Source organism: Paractinoplanes lichenicola (assembly GCF_016785085.1).
Lineage (GTDB): Bacteria > Actinomycetota > Actinomycetes > Mycobacteriales > Micromonosporaceae > Actinoplanes > Actinoplanes lichenicola.
In genome coordinates this window covers 354,924-377,111 of record NZ_JAENHO010000008.1, presented here as the reverse complement: position 1 = coordinate 377,111, position 22,188 = coordinate 354,924, and the positions used below count along the sequence as shown (strand labels likewise).

General features: G+C 71.4%; 19 protein-coding genes. 7 read left to right on the top strand and 12 right to left on the bottom strand.

The genetic code is table 11. The features are described from left to right. Positions 1-106: 106 nt before the first annotated feature. The 4 genes from JKJ07_RS28725 to JKJ07_RS28710 all read right to left on the bottom strand — a co-directional run bounded on the left by JKJ07_RS28725 (position 107) and on the right by JKJ07_RS28710 (position 3,600). Positions 107-1,330 carry an MFS transporter gene (locus tag JKJ07_RS28725; RefSeq protein ID WP_202994926.1) on the bottom strand — a complete coding sequence of 408 codons (1,224 nt, stop codon included), beginning with the start codon at positions 1,328-1,330 and terminating at the stop codon, positions 107-109. After that, positions 1,318-1,782 carry a MarR family transcriptional regulator gene (locus tag JKJ07_RS28720; RefSeq protein WP_307834457.1) on the bottom strand — a complete coding sequence of 155 codons (465 nt, stop codon included), beginning with the start codon at positions 1,780-1,782 and terminating at the stop codon, positions 1,318-1,320. The genes JKJ07_RS28725 and JKJ07_RS28720 overlap by 13 nt, the downstream gene beginning before the upstream one ends. A 19-nt stretch (positions 1,783-1,801) precedes the next feature. After that, positions 1,802-3,025 carry a GAF domain-containing sensor histidine kinase gene (locus JKJ07_RS28715; protein WP_202994925.1) on the bottom strand — a complete coding sequence of 408 codons (1,224 nt, stop codon included), beginning with the start codon at positions 3,023-3,025 and terminating at the stop codon, positions 1,802-1,804. 104 nt (positions 3,026-3,129) lie between these two features. Continuing rightward, the gene (locus JKJ07_RS28710) at positions 3,130-3,600 is read right to left on the bottom strand and encodes an Lrp/AsnC family transcriptional regulator (RefSeq protein WP_202994924.1); all 471 of its coding nucleotides are present in this window, start codon (positions 3,598-3,600) and stop codon (positions 3,130-3,132) included. 120 nt (positions 3,601-3,720) lie between these two features. Between JKJ07_RS28710 and ald the strand changes: the two genes are divergently transcribed. Beyond that, positions 3,721-4,833 carry an alanine dehydrogenase gene (ald, locus tag JKJ07_RS28705; RefSeq protein ID WP_202994923.1) on the top strand — a complete coding sequence of 371 codons (1,113 nt, stop codon included), beginning with the start codon at positions 3,721-3,723 and terminating at the stop codon, positions 4,831-4,833. A gap of 40 nt (positions 4,834-4,873) precedes the next feature. On the opposite strand, the gene JKJ07_RS28700 is transcribed toward ald, so the two are convergent. After that, positions 4,874-5,923 (bottom strand): aldo/keto reductase, encoded by a 1,050-nt coding sequence (locus JKJ07_RS28700; RefSeq protein ID WP_202994922.1) that lies wholly within the window; start codon positions 5,921-5,923, stop codon positions 4,874-4,876. Positions 5,924-6,436: 513 nt separating this feature from the next. On the opposite strand from JKJ07_RS28700, the gene JKJ07_RS28695 reads away from it, so the two are divergent. Beyond that, positions 6,437-8,440, top strand: coding sequence for a glycoside hydrolase family 15 protein (locus JKJ07_RS28695; protein WP_307834456.1), 2,004 nt, complete (start codon positions 6,437-6,439; stop codon positions 8,438-8,440). Here the strand turns inward: JKJ07_RS28695 and JKJ07_RS28690 are convergent. The 5 genes from JKJ07_RS28690 to JKJ07_RS28670 form a co-directional block, all read right to left on the bottom strand. Then, a complete protein-coding gene (locus tag JKJ07_RS28690) occupies positions 8,437-8,940 on the bottom strand; it encodes a hypothetical protein (protein WP_202994920.1) in 504 nt (167 codons plus the stop codon). The genes JKJ07_RS28695 and JKJ07_RS28690 overlap by 4 nt on opposite strands. A gap of 26 nt (positions 8,941-8,966) precedes the next feature. Next, positions 8,967-9,371 carry an SRPBCC family protein gene (locus JKJ07_RS28685; protein ID WP_202994919.1) on the bottom strand — a complete coding sequence of 135 codons (405 nt, stop codon included), beginning with the start codon at positions 9,369-9,371 and terminating at the stop codon, positions 8,967-8,969. 18 nt (positions 9,372-9,389) lie between these two features. Continuing rightward, positions 9,390-10,808 carry an ArnT family glycosyltransferase gene (locus JKJ07_RS28680; RefSeq protein WP_202994918.1) on the bottom strand — a complete coding sequence of 473 codons (1,419 nt, stop codon included), beginning with the start codon at positions 10,806-10,808 and terminating at the stop codon, positions 9,390-9,392. A gap of 198 nt (positions 10,809-11,006) precedes the next feature. Next, complete coding sequence (locus tag JKJ07_RS28675; protein ID WP_202994917.1) at positions 11,007-11,921, bottom strand: hypothetical protein; 915 nt, start codon at positions 11,919-11,921, stop codon at positions 11,007-11,009. A gap of 10 nt (positions 11,922-11,931) precedes the next feature. Beyond that, on the bottom strand, positions 11,932-13,275 hold the full coding sequence (locus tag JKJ07_RS28670) for a ferredoxin reductase family protein (RefSeq protein WP_202994916.1): 1,344 nt from the start codon (positions 13,273-13,275) through the stop codon (positions 11,932-11,934). Between the two features lie 1,409 nt (positions 13,276-14,684). Here JKJ07_RS28670 and JKJ07_RS50225 point away from each other — a divergent pair. The 5 genes from JKJ07_RS50225 to JKJ07_RS28645 all read left to right on the top strand — a co-directional run bounded on the left by JKJ07_RS50225 (position 14,685) and on the right by JKJ07_RS28645 (position 20,190). Continuing rightward, positions 14,685-15,860: a D-alanyl-D-alanine carboxypeptidase family protein gene (locus JKJ07_RS50225; RefSeq protein WP_307834455.1), complete on the top strand. Its 1,176-nt coding sequence runs from the start codon at positions 14,685-14,687 to the stop codon at positions 15,858-15,860. Between the two features lie 299 nt (positions 15,861-16,159). Beyond that, entirely contained in the window at positions 16,160-17,398 is a 1,239-nt protein-coding gene (locus JKJ07_RS28660) for a serine hydrolase domain-containing protein (RefSeq protein WP_202994914.1), read from the top strand. A 208-nt stretch (positions 17,399-17,606) separates the two neighbouring features. Further along, positions 17,607-18,155, top strand: a complete 549-nt coding sequence (locus JKJ07_RS28655; protein WP_236030104.1) for a VanZ family protein — start codon at positions 17,607-17,609, stop codon at positions 18,153-18,155. Between the two features lie 290 nt (positions 18,156-18,445). Beyond that, entirely contained in the window at positions 18,446-19,111 is a 666-nt protein-coding gene (locus JKJ07_RS28650; protein WP_202994912.1) for a response regulator transcription factor, read from the top strand. Continuing rightward, a complete protein-coding gene (locus JKJ07_RS28645; protein WP_307834454.1) occupies positions 19,108-20,190 on the top strand; it encodes a sensor histidine kinase in 1,083 nt (360 codons plus the stop codon). The genes JKJ07_RS28650 and JKJ07_RS28645 overlap by 4 nt, the downstream gene beginning before the upstream one ends. Before the next feature lie 73 nt (positions 20,191-20,263). On the opposite strand, the gene JKJ07_RS28640 is transcribed toward JKJ07_RS28645, so the two are convergent. Beyond that, positions 20,264-21,481 (bottom strand): MFS transporter, encoded by a 1,218-nt coding sequence (locus tag JKJ07_RS28640; RefSeq protein WP_202994911.1) that lies wholly within the window; start codon positions 21,479-21,481, stop codon positions 20,264-20,266. A gap of 45 nt (positions 21,482-21,526) precedes the next feature. Further along, positions 21,527-22,159: a phosphoribosyltransferase gene (locus JKJ07_RS28635; protein ID WP_202994910.1), complete on the bottom strand. Its 633-nt coding sequence runs from the start codon at positions 22,157-22,159 to the stop codon at positions 21,527-21,529. Positions 22,160-22,188: the final 29 nt, after the last annotated feature.

Genomic DNA, 22,188 nt, shown 5'->3' with positions numbered 1-22,188 from the left:
TCCCGGCTCCGTGCGGAGGCGGCAGCGAGCAAGGGCTCAGTTCCGTGCGGAAGCGGCAGCGAGCAAGGGCTCAGTTCCGTGCGGAAGCGCCTCAGCGCCGGGGCGATCAAGGGCTCGACTCCGTACGGAAGCGGCGCAGGGCCGGGGTGGTGGCGGCGATCAAGCCGGTTGCGACGAGGGCGGTGGCGCCGCCGAGGGCCAGGGCGGCGGCGCCCGAGGTGGCTGCCGCGGCCAGGCCCGCGCGGAGGTTGCCGAGTTGGGGGCCGGCCGCGCCCGCGATGTGTTCCAGTGATGAGATGCGGCCGCGGTAGCCGGGTGGGGTGATGGTCTGGATGACCGTGCCCCGGGAGACCACGGCCCACGTGTCGGCCGCGCCGGCCAGGGCCAGCAGACACAGGAACAGCGGCAGGCTCGTGGCCGTGCCGGCCAGGCCCAGAGCGACGGCCCAGATCGAGCCGCAGATCAGCAGCAGGCGGCCGGGGCGGCCCTGCCGGGTGGCCAGGCCGGAGAGCAGCGCGGCGGTGACGCCCCCGACCGCGAGCGCCGTGGTGAACAGGCCGAGGATCTCGGGGCGGCCGCCGAACCGCTCGTCGTTGATCACCGGGAACAGGACCACGGGCATCGCGAACAGCGTGGCGGCCAGGTCGGCCAGCAGCGCGCCGCGCACCGGGGGCGTCCGGGCCGCGTACGCCAAACCGTCTTTGACCGCCCGGAAACCGGGGACGCCGGCCGACGGGGGCACGCCGGCGGGCAGCCCGGCCAGGCCGATCAGCGCGGCCAGGAAGGTGAGCGCGTCGAAGGCCAGGCACCAGCCGACGCCGGCCACGGCGGTGAGCGCGCCCGCGGCGGCCGGGCCGAGCAGCATGGCGATCTGGAAGGACAGGTTGTTGAGGGCCAGCCCGGCGGCCAGCCGCTCGCCGGTGAGCAGGGCCGGCACGAAGCTCTGCCGGGCCGGGCCGATCAGCGCGGACAGGGCCGACTGCACGGCGACCAGCCCGAGCATCGCGGGCACCCCACCGGCGTCGGTGAACGCGACGACCGTCATCGCCGTGGTGACCACGATCTGGGCCGCGGTGCAGCGCAGGGCGAGCAGGCGGCGGTCGACGTGGTCGGTGAAGGCGCTGCCGACCAGGGCGAGCACGATCAGCGGGACGCCGGTGGCCAGCCCGACCAGGCCGACGGCGACCTTGCTGTGGGTGGTGTCCCAGATGTAGAAGACGACCGCGAACGCCCCGAACTGCCCGCCGAAGCCGGACGCGGTCGTGCCCAGCCAGAGCCGGCGGAACGTGCTGTTCTCGCGCAGCGGCCGCAGGTCGGTCAGGACAGGCATGCGCGCAACCGCTCGGCGAACGGCTGCGTCTCCAGCAAGCCGCGCAGGTCGGCGGTGACCTGGGTCAGCGAGTAGGGCAGTTCGGCGTCCAACTGGCGCACCGCGGCCTCGGTCGCCCGCCACTCGGCCACGAGGAAGGGCATGATCTCGCGCGCCGGGGCCGACAACCCCAGTTCCCTCGTACGGGCGTCGGCTCCCACGGCGCTCTCGGTGAACCCGGCCTTGGTCATGGCGGCGGCGGTCTGGCTCATGGCCGAGTGCGACACCCCGCGCCGCTCGGCGAGCTGCCGGATGGTCATCGGCCCGAACCGGTGCAGGGCGATCAGCGGCCCCACGAACCGGGTGCGCATGCCCTCGATCCCGGCCTCGGTGTAGAGGGCCGCGATGTCCTGGTCGAGCTCGGCCAGCAGCGCGTGCAGGTCGCTCCAGTGGTTGCTGTCGAGAAGGTCCACCGGGGCAATGTAACAGCGCTTATAGAATTTTGGTGGACCGTGGCAGCGTGACCACGATCGCGGCGCCCTGGTCCGGTTCGCTCTCGATGTGGATCGATCCGCCGTGGCTGTCCACGATCGCCTTGACGATGCTCAGACCCAGCCCGGCGCCCTGCACCTCGCGGCGTTCGGCGGCCGCCGAGCGGCGGAACGGCGCCATCACCCGCTCGCGGTCCTCGGGGCTGATGCCGATGCCCGTGTCCCGCACGACCAGCCGGGCCTGATGGCCGTGGGCGGAGGCGCTGACCGTGATGCCGCCGCTGGGCGTGAACTTGACCGCGTTGAGCACCAGCCGCTCGATGACCTGGATGAGCCGGGCCTCGTCGGCCTCGACGAAGACGGGCTCGGGGGCGTCGGCCGTGATGGCCAGCCCCCTCGTACGGGCCAGCACGCCGTTGCGGACGACAGCCGCCCGCGACAACTCGGAAAGATCGAGCACGCGCTTGGTCAGGCGCAGCTCGTCGTGGCCGGCCTGCGCGGCCAGCAGCATGTCGTCGACGAGCGCCATCAGCCGGTCGGAGTTGCGGCGGATGCGGCTCAGGAACTCCTCACCGGTGCCCGGCTCCAGGCCGTCCTCGGCGAGCATCTCCAGATACCCGTTGATCGAGGTCAGCGGCGTACGGAGCTCGTGGGTGACCCGGGAGATGAACTCGTCCTTCAGCCGGTCGGCGTCGCGCAGGCGCTCATTGGCCGCGTCCAGACCGCGGGCGTACTGCCGCAACTCGAGCTGGGCCATGACGTGCCGGGCCAGCGTACGGAGGCCTTGGACCTCGGCCGGGGTGAGCAGCCGCGGCTCGTGGTCGATGACGCACAGGCTGCCCAGCGGCTCGCCGGTCGAACTGATCAGCGGCGCGCCGGCGTAGAAGACGATGCCCGGCTCGCCGGTGACCAGCGGGTTGTCCGCGAACCGGGGATCGAGGCGGGCGTCCGGCACCTGCATGACCTCGTCGACGTGCATGGCATGGGCACAGAACGAGTGCTCCCGTTCGGTCTCGCAGATCTGCAGACCGACGTGGGCCTTGAACCACTGACGATCCTCGTCGACCAGCGACACCGCGGCGATCGGGGTACGGCACAGCTGGGCCGCGAGCACTGCGATGTCGTCGAAGTCGCCCTCGGGCGCGGTGTCCAGCACCTGATAGTTGCGCAGCGCGGTCAGTCGCCGCTGCTCGGCCGCGCGCTCCGCGACCATGGTGTCCGACATATCTCCCGCGTCCTTCACAAGTGAAAGGGCTTCATCCCGTCACTGGAGAACGGTCGGCCGATGCCCGTACGGGCTTTAAGGTTGGGCCGGGTGCAGGGCAGTGATCAGGAGTTGCCCCTCCGGTGCTCGAAGATCAGATACGTTTCCGTGCCCGCGATCAGGCGCGTGCCGCTGAGGCGCTCGGTGATCACTTCGCGGAGATCCTCGACATCGGCCGTCGCGACGTGCAGAAGGAAATCGTACGAGCCGGAGACGAAGTACACGTCGCGAACAGCCGGAATGCCGGCCAACGACTCGGCGAACTTGCCGATCGCGTCGCGCGACTCGGACCGGATCCGCACGGCGATCATGGCCTGGATGGGCCGCCCGATCCAGGCCGGGTCGACGTCGGCGTGGAAGCCCCGGATCGCGCCGATCTCGCGAAGCCGCCGGATGCGGGTGAGGCAGGTGCTCGGGGCGATGCCCACGCGCTCGGCGAGGGCGTTGTTGGGCATGCGGCCGTCGACCTCGAGCAGCGCCAGCAGGTCGCGGTCGATCTGATCCAGACCTCGAAGATCATTCGGTACGCCGGTCAAATCGTCCCCGCCTCACGCATCTTCTTCCCTGTTGGCCCTCGCCACAGAATCTTATGCGGTCCCGTTGCGAGGAAACAGCACATCGTTCCAGTCTGAGCGCACCGACGAAGGGATGACGTCATGCACATCGGTGTGCCGGCAGAGATCAAGAACCACGAGTACCGGGTCGCGATCACCCCCGCGGGGGTCGCCGAGTTCGTGCGCCGCGGCCACCAGGTGCTCATTCAGGCCGGCGCCGGAGACGGCTCGTCGATCACCGATCAGGACTTCGTCGCCGCCGGGGCCGAGATCGCGCCGGACGCCGACAGCGTGTGGCGCCGGGCCGACCTGCTGCTCAAAGTCAAGGAGCCGGTCGCCCCCGAATATCCCCGGCTGCGCGCGGGCCAGGTCGTCTTCACCTACCTGCACCTCGCGGCCGACGCCGACGGCACCAAGGCGTTGCTGTCCAGCGGCACCACTGCCATCGCGTACGAGACCGTGCAGCTCGCCGACGGGTCGCTGCCCCTGCTGGCCCCGATGAGCGAGGTCGCCGGGCGGCTCGCCCCGCAGGTCGGCGCGTACAGCCTGATGCGCAGCTCGGGCGGGCGCGGCGTGCTCCCGGGTGGCGTCCCCGGGGTCAGCCCGGCCAAGGTGACAGTCATCGGCGGCGGCGTCTCCGGCGTGAACGCCGCGACCATCGCGCTCGGGATGGGCGCCGACGTCACCGTGCTCGACCTCAACATCGCCCGGCTGCGCCAGATCGACGCGCAGTTCGGCGGGCGGGTCAAGACGCTGGTCTCGTCGGCGTGGACGCTCGAGCAGTCGGTGATCGAGGCCGACATGGTGATCGGCGCGGTGCTCGTGCCCGGGGCCAAGGCGCCGACGCTGGTCAGCAACGAGCTCGTCAAGCGGATGAAGCCGGGCTCGGTGCTCGTCGACATCGCGATCGACCAGGGCGGCTGCTTCGAGGATTCGCGGCCGACCACCCACGAGAACCCGGTCTACAAGGTGCACGAGTCGGTGTTCTACTGCGTGGCCAACATGCCGGGCGCCGTGCCCAACACCTCCACGTACGCCCTGACCAACGCCACCCTGCCGTACGCGCTCAAGCTGGCCGACCTGGGCTGGAAGGACGCGCTGCGGTCGGATCCCGCGCTGGCCCTCGGGCTGAGCGTGCACGACGGTGTTCTGACGAACTCCTCGGTCGGCACCGCGCTGGGCCTGCCGTCGGTTTCGATCGCCTCGGTACTCTGAGACGTGGGGCGGCCTCTCCCCGGGCCGCCCCCTCGCTTCTCTACAGGTGCCGCTGAATCTGCGTCAGGTCCGCGGCGCTCAGCCGGTCCGAGCTGGTGTTGCGCTGGTGCCAGAACGGGTAGCGCAGCGGCTCGCCGCTCACGTCGTCGAGCGCCTTGATCTCGTCGGCGGTCAGCTCCAGGTCGGCCGCGGCCAGGTTGTCGCGCAGCTGCTCGGGCGTCCGGGCGCCGACGATCAGCGACGTCACGCCCGGCTTCTGCGCGATGTAGGCCAGCGACACCTGCGCCGCCGACACCCCGTGCGACTCACCGATCTTCACCGCGAGCTCGATGGTGTCGTACAGCTTGTCCTCGTCGTGAATCGGCGGCTCGCTCCAGTCGGTCAGGTGCCGGCTGCCCTCGGGCGCCTGCACTCCGCGGCGATACTTGCCCGACATCAGGCCACCCGCCAGCGGGCTCCAGACGAGGATGCCGACGCCCTGGTCGACCGCGGCCGGCACGATCTCGGCCTCGATGTCGCGGCTGACCAGCGAATAGAAGACCTGGGTGCTGGCGAACCGCTCGAGCTGCCGGGCCTCGGAGACGCCGAGCGCCTTGACCATCTGCCAGGCCGCGTAGTTGGAGCAGCCGATGTATCGCACCTTGCCGCTGCGCACGAGGTCGTCCAGCGCGGTCAGGGTCTCTTCCAGCGGGGTGTGCCCGTCCCACTCGTGCACCTGGAAGAGGTCGATGTAATCGGTCTTCATCCGGCGCAGGCTCGCCTCGGCGCCCCGGATGATGTGATGCCGGGACAGACCCGCGTCGTTCTGGTCGTCACCCATCGGCATCCGCACCTTGGTCGCGATCAGCACGTCCTCGCGCTTGTCGCCCAGAGCCTCGCCCAGAATCTCCTCACTGAGCCCGGCCGAATACACGTCGGCCGTGTCGATGAGGTTGACCCCCGCATCCCGCGAGATCGCGATCTGCTCCCGCGCCCCCGCCACATCGATCTTGCCAACCGGTGAGGCCCACCCGGTGCCACCGAACCCCATAGTGCCCAGGGTGAACGTCGAGACCCTCAAGCCGGTGCGGCCGAGCTGCCGGTACTGCATCGTCATACCCTCTTTCACGTCTACGGTTGCGCTCCACCCACCCTTCCCCGCCCAACGACGCCTGTCCACCGGAACGAGGGTGGGCTGGTGTGATCTCCAGCCTTGCCGACACGCCCCGGCCCAGTGGCGGGGCAACCGGGTCACATCGCCACGTTTCCCCTGCTAGATTCCGAGCGTCGGATTCCTGACACCGGCGTATTCCCGCATGATCTAGGCCGAAACCACACGAACTCCAACTGCTCGGATTGATCCACGTAGACGCCACGCTGGCTGTTCTCCGTCGCTCACCAAACCTCCCGGACGGCCGGGCTGGCGAACAAATACCGCCGCGTACCGATCATTTGCCCCCTGGATCTTTCGCTGCCGGGCGTGCGCGGCTCGCGACCGAGCGCTGCGACCAGCCCGCTTCCGCCGAGCTCGCCGGATGCGATCAAGGGGCGGGCGGGGTAGACCCGGGGGATGGGTCCATTGATGCCTGTCGTGATGATGGTTGCTGCGCTTGGGGTTGCGCCTGTGGCGGTGGGTGGGGAGGCGCCCGGCGCGCCCGGGGTCGATCAGCAGTATTTGCCGGCGTCGAAGGCGGGGCTCGTGACGTCGCGGACGGCGGTCAGCAAGGTGTGGGCGACCGTGCAGCGGCAGGGTGGGCTGGGCGAGATCTTCTATCCGACGATCGGCGGGCCAAGTGCGAGGGCGCTCTCGTTCGTGGTGACGTCGCCGGGGCGGGTGGAGGAGTTCCGCGTACGGACGCGGCAGCTCGACGGGCTCAGGTTCCGGCAGACGTTCGACGGGCGTGGGTGGCGGTTGACGGCCGACTACGCCACCGATCCGGCGCGGTCGTCGGTCGTTGTCGACTTGCGGTTCTCCGGGGCGGGCAAGCACGGGTTGTATGCCGTGTACGACCCGGCGCTGGGCAACTCGCGGGGCGGCGACGAGGGGCGCAGCGTGCCGGGCGGGCTGGTGGCGACGGACGGCGGGGTGTCGAGCGCGCTGGTCGGCGACTTCACGGCCACGTCGAGCGGGTTCGCGGGGGTCAGCGACGGGCGCACCGACCTGCGCGACGGGCGGATGGACTGGCGGTACGAGTCGGCGGCGGCGGGGAGCCTGGTGCAGACCGCGCAGCTGAAGGGCGGGCACACCAGCCTGGCCCTGGCGTTCGGCGGTTCCGCGACCGAGGCGCTGGCGACCGCGCGGGCCTCGCAGCGGGCCGGCTTCGGGAAGGTCGCGCGTGATTACTCGTACGGGTGGAAGGGTTATCTGGCCGGGCTCGGCGCGCCGCCGCGGGTGTTGAAAGACCCGGAGCAGCGGCGGCTCTGGACCACGTCGGCGCTGGTGCTGGCGGCGGCCGAGGACAAGACCCACCCCGGGGCGTACGTCGCTGCGCCCGCCGCGCCGTGGGCGTTCGGCTCGGACGACCCGTCGGGGCCGTATCACCTCGTGTGGTCGCGTGACCTGTATCAGATCGCGACGGGGCTGCTGGCGGCCGGCGACCGAGCGGGAGCGGAACGGGCGCTCGAGTTCCTCTTCGGTACGCAGCAGAAGCCGGACGGCTCGTTCCCGCAGAACTCGCAGCTCGACGGCACGCCGGTGTGGGGCGGCCTGCAGCTCGACGAGGTGGCGCTGCCGATCGTGCTCGCCTACCAGCTGGGCGGCACGCACTGGGCCGGCGTCAAGAAGGCGGCCGACTTCCTCGTCGCGTACCCGGGCGCGCCGTTCACGCCGCAGGAACGCTGGGAGAACCAGTCGGGCTACTCCCCCAACACGATCGCCACGGCCGTCGCCGGGCTGGTCTGCGCGGCGTCGATCGCGACGGCGAACGGGGACGCGGCGTCGGCCCGGCGCTACCTGGCGACCGCCGACTCGTGGCGCGTGCAGGTCAAGGAGTGGACGGTCACCAGCACCGGGCCCTACTCCGACCGGCCCTACTTCCTGCGGCTGACCAAGGACGGCAACCCCGACGCCGGTACGACCTACAACATCGGCGACAGCGGTCCGGTCGACGTCGATCAGCGCCGCGTGGTCGACCCCGGCTTCCTCGACCTCGTACGGCTGGGGGTGTTGAAGGCTTCTGACAAGGATGTCGTGAACTCGCTGTCGGTCGTGGACAGGCAGCTCGGCGTGCGGACCGCGAACGGGTTCTTCTGGCATCGCGCGTCGTTCGACGGTTTCGGCGAGAAGCTCGACGGCAGCCAGTGGGAGTATGACCTGCCCGACGGCTCGCTGCTGACCCGCGGCCGGGCGTGGCCTCTGCTGAGCGGCGAACGCGGCGAGTACGAGATCGCGGCCGGCGATTTCAAGGCCGCCGCCTCCCGGCTGACCGCGATGACCCGCTCGGCCGGGCCCGGGGGCATGCTGCCGGAACAGGTGTGGGATCTCGCCGGACCGGGCCGGCCGGGCACCCCGACCTTCTCGGCGACCCCACTGACCTGGGCCCACGCGCAATATCTGCGGCTCGCGCGCAACCTCGACGAACGGCGGGTGACCGAGCAGCCGGCCGTCGTGGCCGAACGCTACCTCTAATCGCAGTCCGCGCCGACGCGCACCTCGGCTCGTTGCTCGCTTCCGTTGGCGCGGACGATCAGCGGGACACACATGGGCTGCGGCACGTGATAGCCACCCGCGAAGGCGAGCCAGCCGTTGACGTTCGGGCAGGCGGGGACGCGGATCGTCGTGCCCTCGGGGCCGGGGCTGCCCCAGCCGATCGTGACGCCTCGCGCGGACGGGTCGACGGTCAGCTCGACCGCGGTGCCGGCCCGGACGAGCAGGCCGGTCTTGGCGAACAGGCGGCCGGGCTCGCCGGAGTCGCTGGCCTGCAGCTGGGCTGTCGGCAGGGCGACGGCGTCGAGGATCAGCCGGAAGTCGTCGTCGGGCGGGCGGCCGCCGATGTCGTGCGCGCAGTCGACGGCGGTTGGCTTGCCTGCGCTGGAGCTCGACGCGCCCGATTTATCATCCTTTATCGGCTCACTGCGGCATCCCGCGGTCAGGAGCACGCCGATCGCCACCACCGCGAAGATCCTCATGCTTGCATGACACCGCCGGACCGCGCTCAGTTCCCCTTTTCGAGGATTCCCTTGAGCCGCGTCAGGTCCGCCGCCACCGTCCCGGTGTCCCGCGCGAAATCCTCGTCCGACACGCCCGGCATCCGGCGCACCGAGAACACGATCTCAGAGCCTTCCCCGTACGGGACCACGCGCAGCGGATTGAGGAACTGCTCCCCCGATTCCAGCGTGACGACGTGGTCGAGCACCCCGAATCCGTTCTTCGGCGCGAACTCGACCCGCACCCGTCCCATGCCCTCGGAATTCACGTACCAGACGCCGTCGACCTGCTCGACCGAACTGCCCAGCCCGGGGGCCCAGGTCGTCACGTTCGCGGGGTCCGAGACGTACGCGTAGACGTCGTTGGCCGGCCGCTCGATCCGCTCGGCCAGGTGTGCCGTGTCAGTCGTCATGCCCCCGATCATCGCGGCTCAGCTGAAATGCCGCAGCCCGGGCCACAATTGACTCCACGGAGCGCGGAGCTGACGACAGACGTACAGGGAAGACTCGACCTCCTCGTTGTCGACGCCCGAATCGTTGAACAATCGCCCGAGCAGATTGCAGCCGCCGAAGGTCTCGATGACCTCGGAACTGGGCGCCTGCGACCACACCACGGCGATCGTCTTGTCGTCCGGCGGCGGGCCGAAATTCGCGAACTCGTTGTGGCCGCTGTAGACATCCCGTACGCCGTGCCGGTCGAGCGCCCCCGCCTCGCCGTAATTGCTCGTGAAAACCACCGCGCGTCGCTGCTCCTCCGGTGTGAGCGTGGCAATGGCCTGTTTCACCTGATCGACGTATTCGGGCCAGCCGACCTGATCAGCCGCCACGACGTTGATGTCCGCGATCGGCCCGAGCTTGTTCGCGGGCAGCACCGGCAGCGCGAAGACAACGGCGAAAAGCACGTTCAGCGCCACTGCCCCGAGCAGCAGTTTCCGCCTTTTCCAGCGCGCGGCGGAAACGGCGCCGACGGCGAACAGAGCAAGGACGAGCCCGGTCGTGTAATAGGGCTGCCCGCCCGTCGCGAAAGTCAGGACCACCATCAGCCCGTACGCCACCACGAGCGCCCGCAGCAGCCGATCCCTCGCCGCGGCGACCAGGCCGGCCACAAGCACCGGCAGCAGCGGAATGCCGATGATCACGAGCTGAATCGGCAGCAGCATGACCCGGGATTCGCCGCCCTTGTCCTCCCTGATCGCCTCGGCCATCTCGCCCTGCGGGAAGTCGTTGGCGACCTGATAGATGAGGTTGGGTAGCCCGATGACGAGCGCCACCCCGGCCCCGATCCAGAGCCATTTGTTCGCCAGTTCGCGCCGCGGCCCCGCGATCAGCAGCCCGCCCGCCAGGCAGAGCAGAAGCAGCACCACCAGCAGCTTGTTGTAGAGCCCGAGCCCCGCGATCACGCCCGCCACCAGCCAGGCCCGCTTCTGCCCGTGGACGATCGCCCGGATCGCGCACAGGATGATGCCCAGCCAGACGACCATGTCGGTCGTGGCGGTCGACCCCACATGCGCCCCCGCCAACGGCAGCGTCCCGGCCGCCCCGACCGCGGCCAGCGTCTGCGCCGCCCGCCGCCCACCCACCTCGCGCGCGATCGCGGCCGCCAGCACCGCCACGAGCCCCGCGATCAGCGCCGGAAAGATGCGGATGGCCCAGACGCTGTCACCGAACAACGCGATGCTCAGCCGGGCCAGCATCGGCGTGAACGGCGGCTGATCCACATAGCCCCACTGCGGATGCTCCGAAAGAAGCCGGAAATAGAGCTCGTCGCGGTGATAGTCGTATCGCCCCGCGGTCGCGATCAGCAGCACCACCACGCCACCCGCCACAGCCCCCACGGGTAGCCAAGCCATCACCGGTCGCCCCGCTTTCGCCTGCACCACCGCGCCGCCCCTCCCCCACGTGATCTCCGGAGCAACCACCACGCACCCCCACCCACCCGGGGCGTGGCCCGACGCTACAGCCCGGTGCCGGGACAAGAAGCATTGTCCACAATCGGCGGTGCCGGGATCGGCCCTGTGGATAACTTTCTGCCCCTCGAAGCGGGCCCGCTATGGTGGCGGCCGCAAACCATCGAAGGGATCCCAGTGGCTGCCGTAGCGAAGCAGGGAGCCGGCCAGATCAGGGTGCGCGGCGGCCCACAACGAGTCGAAGAGGAAAAGCTGCTCGTAGCCCCAGAAGTCGTCGATGTAGCGAGCAGCCTGGACCACATGGCCGGACATCGCGAGCCGCGACGACGGCGACGGCCGGATCGAGCGCAAAATCTGTTCGTGGCTCGGCGCGGTCCACGTGCCGACGTTCGACAGGTCGTAGCCCCCGAGCGCGACGTACCGGCTCATAGCAGGCTCGAGGCCGTCCTCGCCGGGGCCGACCAGGGCACGCAGCAGGTCGGCGTCGAAGCGCCCGCCGGCAGCGCGGCCGCGCAGGTGATCCGCGAAGCCGGGCAAGGTCACGCCGGGGAAGACAGTCACCCCGTGGTTGTCGAGGTTAGTACCGTCGTGGTCCAGGTGTTGCCAAGCGATACGCACCAGATGGACGGACGGCGGGCCGGGAGCCGCGCCGACGTCCGCCGGGAGCGGCCACGTGTCGTTCACCAGGTAGGCCAGCCGATCGGGATGGGCCGCGACCGCCTCGTCCTCGAGGAAGTAGTACGCCACGTCCGCTTCGTCGTCGTTCGTGCGCACGCGCACCCCGCGCTCGTCGAGCCGAATCGGATCGTCGGACTCGATCCACAGATGCTCGTCCAGCACGTCGCGCAGCTCGTCCAGCGTCCGCGGGCACGGCAAATCGTGCTCCGCGATCGCTTCGAAGATCGAGTCGAAGCCGTACGGGTCGCTGCCCAGCAACGCCTCCGGGTCGTCGTGGTGCCACGCCAGCTGGAACCAGCCGAGCACCGTCGTCCCGGGGTGATGAAAGACCAGTTTCCCGTACGGGGAATCCACGCGCGAACGCTCGACGAACCACACGCGGGGCAGCCTAGGCGGCCAGGCGGAACATCTCGGCGTGGCGCTGGCGGGCGGGCACCCGCAGGGCCTTGAGGCTGCGCAGCACCTCGGTCGTCATCGGGGCGGGGCCGCAGACGAAGACGTCCCGCTCGGTGATGTCGGGGACCAGGCCGCGCAGGCCGTCCGGGCTGAACGGCTGGTTGTCGGGGCTCGTGCGGCCGGTCAGCACGTGCAGGCGGGCGTGCCGCAGCCGGGCCAGGTTGCGCAGCTCGCCCAGCAGGACGGCGTCGGCCGGGGTGCGTACGCGATAGAGCACCACGATGTCGCCCGAGAGCGTCTCGTCCTCGAAGAGCGCCCGGATCGGGGTGATGCCGATGCCGCCCGCGATCAGGAGCGTGTCATGACGAGTGCGGGCGACGGCGGTGAAGGCACCGTACGGGCCCTCGGCGAACACCCGGGTGCCCACCGGCAGCTCACGCAGGCCCGCGCTGGTGCGGCCGATCGCCTTCGCGGTCAGTCGCAGCGAGTGACCGTCGGGGGCGGCCGAGAGCGACCACGGGTTCACCTGCCACCAGCGGTTGTGCCCGGGGAAGCGCCACAGGAAGAACTGCCCGGCCCGCGCGTGCAGCTTGTGCAGGTTACGCCCGGTGACGTGCACCGAGACCACGTCGTCCGACTCGGCGACCACGGCGGCCACCCGCAGGCGGTGCCGCAGGTTGCGGGCGAGCGGCAGCAGCAGACGACCGGTGAGCAGGGCGCCGATCGCGAAAAGCCACAACCCCCACCAGTACGCCTGGGTGAAGTTGTTGGTCTTGAAGGCGCTGCCCTCGTAGACCTGGTGGACCACGCCGAGCGCGACCACGACGTAGACGAGCAGGTGGATCGCGTGCCAGACCTCGTACGGGACCCGGCGGCGCGCGGCCCGCACCGAGGTCACCGCGATGACGCCGATCAGCCCGGCCGCGATCATGCCGAGCAGCACGGGCATCTGCTTGGCCAGGTTCGGGATCTCGCTCAGGAACGGGATCCGGTCGAGCTGCGAATAGCCGAGCATCACGAATGTCGGATGCAGCAGCACGAGCCAGAAGAGGGCGAAGCCGGTCCAGCGGTGCCACGACGTCAGCTTGTCCATGCCGATGCGGCGGTCCAGGAACGGCAGCCGGGCGATGAGCAACAGCTGCAGCGCCATCACGAAGGCGAGATGCAGGCCGAAAAACCGCCCGATCGAGGTCAGCGTGTTGTGCGCCGGGGTGGCCGGGTGGGCCAGCATGAGCTCGACGATCGCCAGGTTGAGCAGCAAAAAGATCCAGAGCAGCCCGTACGCGGCCCCGGCCTGACCGGTGCGGCGGACGCGCTGTGGGCTTGCGGTGATCATCCGGCCCTCCCGGGGGTGTGAATCTTCTTTAGCGGGCGATGGGGTGATCGCGCAATCACCCACACGACAGGTGGACGGGGTTGGTTCAGGCCCGGTGGGCCGGAGTGGCGCGGTCCGGCGATACTTGCCCGTGCGCCCGGGCAGCCGGGCTGGGATAGGAGCACGTAGTGACGCAGCCGGCCAAGCCGACCGACGAGACCCAGGTGATCCCCGCCCCGGCGGCCGAGGAGGCCACCGAGGCCGGCGGCGTGCCTACGACTTCGGGATCGGGCTCGCCCGACGAGGCTGAGCCGACCGCGCCGCTGTCGGTTGTGCCGCCCGAACCCCGGACGCCGGCCAAACCCCAGACGCTGGCCGACGCCGACGCGACGCTGCGGAAGCTCGCCGGGACGCCCAAACCGCAGGCGCCGCGCGTCCCGCCGGCGCCCCCGGCCACCAAGCCCGCTCCAGCGCGCGATTCGTCCCCTTCGCCCGCGTCTGATCCCGATCGCACGGCGGCGATCACGCCGGTCCCGGCGACGCCTGGATCGGCGGCCGGGCCTGCGAAGACGTCAACCGAGTCCCCTGCGTCGGCGCCTCCCGCCGCGGCACGATCGAGCACGGCTGCCGCGCAACCCGGCGCTGGCGCGGCGCCTTCGGGCCCCGACGTGACTCAGGTGGCTCCCCGAGTGGCGGCTCCGCCGCCCGTAGTGCCTGCGCAGGGTCGTCGCGAGCCGCAGAGCCTTGCCGCCGCAGCCGGGGCTGTCGCCGTTCCCGCCACCCGGCCCGAGCCCGAGTCCGTCCCCGCCACGCGACCCCAGCCTGACGCCGTTTCCGCCGCGCAACCCCAGCCCGAGTCCGTCCCCGCCGCGCGGCCCATGCCTGACGCCGGGCACGAGCAGAGCGCGCCCGGGCGGGTGCCTGTCCCCGCGCCTCGGTCCGCCCCGGCGCCGGGCCGGTCCGACTCGGCCAAGCCGGCCGACGAGCGACCGGGCGCCGGAAGAGTCTACGGCGGGGCGCCTGAGCCGGCGGCCCGCGCGGCCAGCCCATCGAGCCCCGGGAACGTGGCCCCTCCGGCACGGCCGGGGACCTACGGCAAGCCGACGTCGGGCGGGCCTCAAGCAGCCACGACCTACGGGACGGCGGCACCGGCACCGGGTAAGGCGGCCCCGTCGACGTATGGGACCCGCACTCCGGCCGCGCCGCCCGGCACTTACGGGAGCCCGCCGCCCACCAGCCCGGCACGGCCCGGCACGTACGGGAATCGGACGCCGTCGAGTCCGGCCTCGCCTGGCACGTACGGAACTTCGGCACCGTCGAGTCCGGCTGCCGCGCCGTCGACTTATGGGACGCCGCCGCCGTCCGGAACGTACGGGAATCCGCCCGCTCCGCAGCCCCGCCGGCGTGGGCGGCTCATCGCCGTACTGGTAGTGGTTGTGCTGCTCCTGGCGCTGCTCGGTGGCGGCGCGGCCGTCCAGCTGACCCGGGAACTGCCGGCGGCGACCCTGGCCACCACCGTCGCCACCACGATGAAGATCCCCGGCGCGGCCCCGAAGCTGCCCTGGCCCGACAGCGGCACGGCCGAGATCATGGTCGAGGGCCTGGGCCGCCTCGGTGGGTCGGGCACCGACAAGGCGGCGCCGATCGGCAGCGTGGCCAAGACCATGACCGCGTACGTGATCTTGAAGAACCACCCGCTGGAAGGTGACGAGGAGGGGCCGTCCCTCACCGTGACCGCGGCCGACGTCGCCGACTATCAGGGCCGGATCGCCAGCAACCAGTCGCTCGTGCCCGTGCAGGTCGGCCAGAAGCTGACCGAGCGGGACGCGATCGAGGCCCTCATGCTGCCCTCGGCCAACAACATCGCGCACCAGCTGGCGATCTGGGACGCCGGGTCGGAGGCCGCCTTCGTCGACAAGATGAACGCGGCGGCCGCGGAACTGGGCATGACCGACACCAAGTACACCGACCCCAGCGGCTATCTGCCGACCACCATCAGCACCGCCTCCGACCAGGTCAAACTGGGCCGGGCGGCGCTCAAGATGGAGGTCTTCGCCGAGATCGTGGCGCTCGAGAGCGCGCAGTTCCCGGTCACCGGCAAGATCAAGAACTACAACGACCTGCTCGGCGTCGAGGGCGTCTTCGGCATCAAGACCGGCTCGACCGACGAGGCCGGCGGCAACCTGCTCTTCTCGGCCCACCTGACCGTGGGCGGCCGCAAACTGACCATCGTCGGCGCGGTCTTCAACCAGCCCGGCCTGCACACGCCCGAGCAGCTGGCCAACGTCAACCGCGAGGTCAAGGCGCTGCTCAAGGCCGTACGGCAGACGGTCAAGCAATACACGCTGCTGCCGGCCGACCCGGTCGGCGAGGTCCGGACGGCGTGGGGTGCGACAAGCACGGTCCGCCCGGCGACGCCCCTCAAGGTGGTCGGCTGGCCCGGCCTGCCCGTGACGCTCAAGGCCAACACCACAGCCCCGGGCGCCACGGTCACGGCGGGCCAGACGGTCGGTTCGGTCCAAGCCTCCGGCGTACGGGTCGACCTGAAGGCCGATTCCGCCACCGCCGACCCGTCCGTGTGGTGGCGCCTGACCCGCACAAACTAAGCGGCCGCATCCCACGCCCGCCCTGGTCGCGCCCGCCCTACCCACGCTCGCCGCTGCCCACGTCCCACCCGCGTCTGCCCGCCCCGCGGTCATACTGCCCGCGCCCACCTTGCCCGCCCCTCCCCGCCCGCGCCTCCCCGGCGGTGCCCTTCCTGAGCAGGCCCGCCTTGCCCTCATCCACCCTTGGCGCGTCCCGCCTTGCCCGCACCCGCCCTTTGGCGCGCCCACCCCGCCGTGTATCGGGGGCGTATGGAAAACCGCATACGCCCTCGCAACTGACGGGGGTCTTGAGTGGAGGCATGACACGACGCATTGACCGACGCGGGCTGCTCGCCATGACCGGGCTGGCCGCCGCTGGGGCCGGACCGCTGCTGACCGCCGGGCCGGCCACCGCGGCGAGACCGACCGACGACGCCGGGCCCGTCGCGTCTGGTTCGATTCCGGCCGACGCTCGGCCCGGCGGCGCCTACGACCGCTATGTGGCCGGGCTGGCCGCCGCAGGCAAGTTCTCCGGCGTGGTCATGCTGGCCCATCGGGGGCGGACGGTGTTGTCCCGGGCCTACGGCATGGCCGACGAGCAGCGGGGCATCCGCAACCGCGAGAGCACCGCGTTCACGCTCAGCTCAGCCGGCAAGCCGTTCAACGCGATCGCCGTGCTGCAGCTGGCCCAGCAGGGCAAGCTGACGCTGTCCGACAAGGTGGGCCGACATCTGAGCGGCATCGACCAAGAGATCGCCGAGCGGGTCACCATCCACCACCTGCTATCCGGCATGTCGGGCACCAACACCCCGCCCGAAGAGGTCGAGCGCGTCTTCCACAGCCGGGCCGATGTGCATGACTTCTATCAGCGCCGGGCCCGGCTGGCCACGCTGGTGGGCGTCCCCGGCCTGCCGAGCACCGCCCACGCCGAGGCCGACGTCACCCTGGCCGCGCTGATCGTGGAGGCGGTGAGCGGCTTGCCATATTGGGATTACGTCGAGCGCAACATCTTCGCTCGCTGCGGGATGACCGGTTCCGGCTTCTTCACGCGGCCGCAGTGGCTCACCGACCGCCATCTGGCCCACCCTTACATGACGGTGGCCGGCGGCAGCGTGGTCGACGCCCTGCACCACCTCGACCAGGGCAGCCCTCATGACTGGGTGGAGGGCAAGAATCCGGGCCGCATCTTCGTCGACGCGCCCGGGGACGGCGGCTTCGCCTCGGCCCCCGACCTGGTGCGTTTCGCCCGCGGGCTGACCGACGGCACGCTGCTCGACCGCGCCTGGGCCGACGTGTTCCTTTCGCCCAAGGTTCCGCACGGGCCGGCGTCGTTCGGCGCGTACGGCACGGTCGCCGACATCCTCGGCGGGCAGGCGGCCTACCAGCGGGCCGGCGGCAACCCAGGAGTCGGCGCCAACTGGACGATCTATCCGCATACCGGCTGGGTCGGCGTCATCCTGGTCAACCGGGACGCCGAAGGCTTGTCCCTGCAAGATCTGGTCGCCCGCGAGATGCAGGCCGTCACCGGAGTCGCCCCGGATGGAGGCGCCGGTGGCTGACAAACGGACTGCCAAAACGTCGGCAGGCAGGCCGACCCGCCTCCGCACGGCGACGCTTCCCGGTATGCCGGTCGTCCTCGGCGGGTTGGCGCTCCTCTGTCTGGCCGGTGCGCTCTTTGCCGGGCGGCGGATGCTGGCGATGTCTGCCCCGAGGTGCTTCGCCGGGCATTGGCACGGGTGCTATGACACGGAGAACGGGGTGGTGCTCATGACCCTGGTCGGGCTGCCGCTCGCGGCCCTCGTGGCGTGGGTCCTGAGCGGGCTCCGTGGCGACTGGCGGCGGTCGCTGGCCGAGGTGGGCATGGTCTACGGGACGGTGCCGATGGTCTGGCTGACCCTGATGCCGGGACCGGGTGCCGGGGTGGTGCCGGGCCGGGTGAGCCTGATCCCGCTGGTCGACCTGGCCGGCATGGCGCCGCTCGGCATAGCGGGCAACCTGCTCGTCCTGGCGGCGCTGGGGTTCTTCGCCCCGATGCGGTTCGCGGCCCTGGCCTCGGCGCCGCGCATCCTGGCGCTCGGGGCGGCGTGCTCCGTCGTGATCGAGACAGCCCAGTTCGTGTTCCGGCTCGACCGGGTCTCATCGGTCGACGACGTGCTGATCAACGCCGTCGGCGCGATGCTGTTCGGGCTGCTGTCACGCCGCTGGTGGCGCACGACTGAGCCGCCCCCGCGCAGCGCCGCTCACACCCGGCCGCACGGGCAGATGAACGGCGGGCTTAGCGGCACAAACAGCGGCCGCCGACGATCGGGAGGCTGAGCGGCGCAAGAGCGGCGTATCCGCCGGCTGACCCAGCCCCGAACCCGGCGGCCTTTGACTGAACCAGCCCGCGAACCCGGCGGCCCCGTGACTGGCCCAGCCCGCGAACCCGGCGGCCCCGTGGCTCGCCCGGCCCGCGAACCCGGCGGCCCCGTGACACGCCCAGCCCGCGAACCCGGCGGCCAACCGGGCGGCCTAACAGCGACAAACCGGCGGTTGGCCCAGCTGCGGACGCGGCGGGCAACCAGCTGGCACAAACGAGTGGTGGAGTGGGCGGGAGACTGAGCGGCATGCGCGTACTGATCGTGGAGGACGAGCCGCATCTGGCCGAGGCTGTGCGGGACGGGCTTCGGCTGGAGGCGATCGCGGCCGACATCGCCGGGGACGGTGACACCGCGCTCGAGTTGCTCGGCGTCAACTCCTACGACCTGGCGGTGCTCGATCGGGACATTCCCGGCCCGTCCGGCGATGAGGTGGCCCGAAGCATCGTCGCGTCCGGCAGTGGCATGCCGATCCTCATGTTGACCGCGGCCGACCGGATCGATGACAAGGCGTCCGGGTTCGAGCTGGGGGCCGACGACTACTTGACCAAGCCGTTCGATCTGCGCGAGCTGGTGATGCGGCTACGGGCCCTCGATCGGCGGCGGGGGCATGTGCGGCCGCCGGTGCGCGAGATCGCGGGCCTGCGGGTCGACCCGTTCCGGCGGGAGGTCTTCCGCGACGGCCGCTATGTGGCGCTGACCCGCAAGCAGTTCGCTGTGCTGGAGGTGCTCGTGGCGGCCGAGGGTGGGGTCGTCAGCGCCGAGTCGCTGCTGGAACGGGCCTGGGACGAGAACGCCGACCCGCTGACCAACGCCGTCCGCATCACCGTGTCGGCGCTGCGCAAGCGGCTCGGCGAACCGTGGATCATCACCACCGTCCCGGGCGTCGGTTATCGGATCGGGGGCGACGGGTGAGCGCCCGGTTCAAGCTGACCCTGAGCTACGCCGGGTTCCTGATGGTGGCCGGTGTGCTGCTGCTCGCGACGGTGTGGGTGTTCCTCCTGCGGTACGTCCCCGACCAGGCCCTGCTCCGCCCGACCGGCGTCAACGTCCCCGTCGACGGCGTCTTCCCCGTGCGGTCCGAGTTGCTGCGCGCGTTCGCGCCGAGGGCCGCCGCGGTGCTGGGCTTCCTGCTCGCCTTCGGGGTCGTCGGGGGCTGGATCCTGGCCGGCCGGATGCTCGCCCCGCTGACGCAGATCACCACCGCGGCCCGTGAGGCCGGGCTCGGCTCGCTGACGCACCGGATCCGTCTGCACGGCCGGAACGACGAGTTCCGCGAGCTGGCGGACGCCTTCGACTCGATGCTCGACCAGCTCGAGGCCCACGTCGCCGAGCAGCAACGGTTCGCCTCCAACGCGTCGCACGAGCTGCGCACCCCGCTGGCCATCTCGCGCACCCTGCTCGACGTCGCCCGCAAGGACCCGGCGCGCGGCCGCGACGAGCTGATCGAGCGCTTGCACGCGGCCAACAAGCGGGCCATCGAGCTGACCGAGGCGCTGCTGGTGCTGGGCCGGGGCGAGCGGGGCAACGTCGCGCGCGAGAAGGTCGACCTGTCGCTCGTGGCCGAGGAGACCGCCGAGACGCTCCTGCCGCTGGCCGAGCAGCGCCGGGTCACTCTCACCGTGACCGGCGACGCGGCCCCGGTCGCGGGCGACGCCGAGCTGCTGGGGCGGATGATCACCAACCTCGTGCAGAACGCGATCGTCCACAACCTGCCCGCCGGCGGCCGGGTCACGATCCACACCGGGGAGGGCGATTTCGCAACCGTGCTCCGGGTCGAGAACACCGGCCCGCGGCTGGCCCCGGAGCAGCTGCCGCGGCTGCTCGAGCCGTTCCACCGCGGGACCCAGCGGGTGCGCACCGACGAGCACGTCGGGGCCGGGCTGGGCCTGGCGATCGTGCACAGCATCGTCCGCGCCCATCAGGGGACGATCCACCTCACCCCGATCCGGAGCGGAGGGCTGGTCGTGACCGTCCGGCTGCCCCCAGCGTGACCACCGGGAACATCCCGGTCGTGCGCTACGGCCGTGACCCACCACCCGGGTCGCAGCTGCGGCGCGAGCCGCCCTACTGCTCTTGTGGCCCCGACGTGGCGTACGGGTGGGGTGTGGGTTGGCGGTTGATCAGGATGCGGCCCAGCACGAGCATGATCAGGCCGGCCAGCACCACGCTGAGCAGGCCGGCGCGCAGGCTGGAGAGGTCGGCGACGAAGCCCACGAGGGGCGGGGAGAGCAGGAAGCCGCCGCGCAGGAGCCAGCTGACGATCGTCAGGCCGGTGCCGGGGGCGAGGCCGGGAAGCTCGTCGGCGGCGTGCATGGCTGCGGGGACGAGGGTGGCGGAGCCGAGGCCGGCCAGGGCGAAACCGGCGAGCACGGACGGCACGGACGGGAAGGCGAGGGCCAGACCCATGCCGACGGCGGTGACGGCGCCGCCGACGCGGACGACCGTGCGCTGGCCGAAGCGGTCGACGACACGGTCGCCGAGCAGCCGGCCGATGGTCATGGCGGTCTGCAGGGCGACGACGGCCAGTCCAGCGGTGGCTGCGGCCGTGTGCAGCTCCTCGGTGAAGAACAGGGCGCCCCATGAGGAGCCCGCGTCCTCGACCAGGGCGCCGGCGGCGGCGAGCACACCGAGCGCGGCCAGCATGCGGATGGCCGTGCCGGTGAAGCGGGCCTTGGGCGAGGCGACCGGCGGCTCGGTGCGTTCCGCGTCCTCGGCGCCGGGCAGCAGGAAGCGGAACGCGATCAGGGCGACCGCGCTGAACAGGACGGCCGAGATGGTCAGGTGCACGCTCAGCGGCAGTTCGAGGCCCGCGGCGGCCGAGCCCATCAGGCCGCCGAGGACGGCGCCGATGCTCCAGACGCCGTGCAGCGAGTTGAGGATCGAGCGGCCGTAGAGGCGTTGGACCCGCAGGCCGTGGGCGTTCTGCGCGACGTCGACGATCGAGTCGAGCGCGCCCACCACAAAGAGGGTGGCCGCGAAGACCAGCCAGTGCGGCGCGAACGGGATGGCCAGCGTGGCCGCCGTGAGCAGGACGATGCCGAACGAGGCGACCTTGGCCGAGCCGAGCCAGCGGATGGCCGCGCCGGCCAGCAGGCCCGCGATCAGGGCGCCGAGCGGCATCGCGGCCAGGGCCGTGCCGAAGACGGCGTTGCTCACGCCGAGGTCGGCCTTGATCTGCGGGAATCGCGGCACGACGTTGAAGAACACCGCGCCGTTGGTGAGGAACAGGGCCGCAACTGCGGCGCGCGCCTTCCGCGGGGGCGCGGCAGCCAGGGTCGTCATGCGTACGAGCGTACATATAGTGTGTACGCCCGTACATACTCTGGCTCAGGTGTGAGCGAAGCCTCTCAACGCCCGGTCGACGTCGGCGTCGGTGAGCTGGTCGAAATTCTCGTACCACTGGCCGACCGCGCGGAACTCGGCCGGCTCGCTCAGGCAGATGACCGTGTCGGCGTCGTCGGCCAGCGCGTCGTGGGCCTGCGGCGAGCACACGGGCGCGGCGAGGATCAGCCGTTCCGGGTGCCGGCCGCGCAGCCAGCGCAGGGCGGCCCGCGCGGTGACCCCGGTGGCCAGCCCGTCGTCGACCACCACGACCTCGCGGCCGGTCGGGTCGGGCGGCGGCCGGTCGCCACGATACTCGCGCACGCGCCGGGCCAGCTCGGCCCGCTCCTCGGCGACGGTCTCCGCGTAGCCGTCCGGTTCGTGCCCCTCGCCGAAGACCGGCGGCCCGTCCTCGGCGATCGCGCCGACGCCGAACTCGGGCCGCCCCGGCATCCCGATCTTGCGGGCGATCACGAGGTCGAGCTCGCCGCCGACGCGGGCCGCCACCCGTACGGCGACGGGAACGCCCCCGCGTGGCAGGGCGAGCACAAGCGGGGCCGGGCCGGGGCGCCGGCGCACCTGGTCGGCGACCGCCTCGGCGAGCAGGCGGCCGGCCTCGTCACGGTTCCGGAAGAGCATGCCCCGGGCGTACCCAGCGAGAGGCGTCC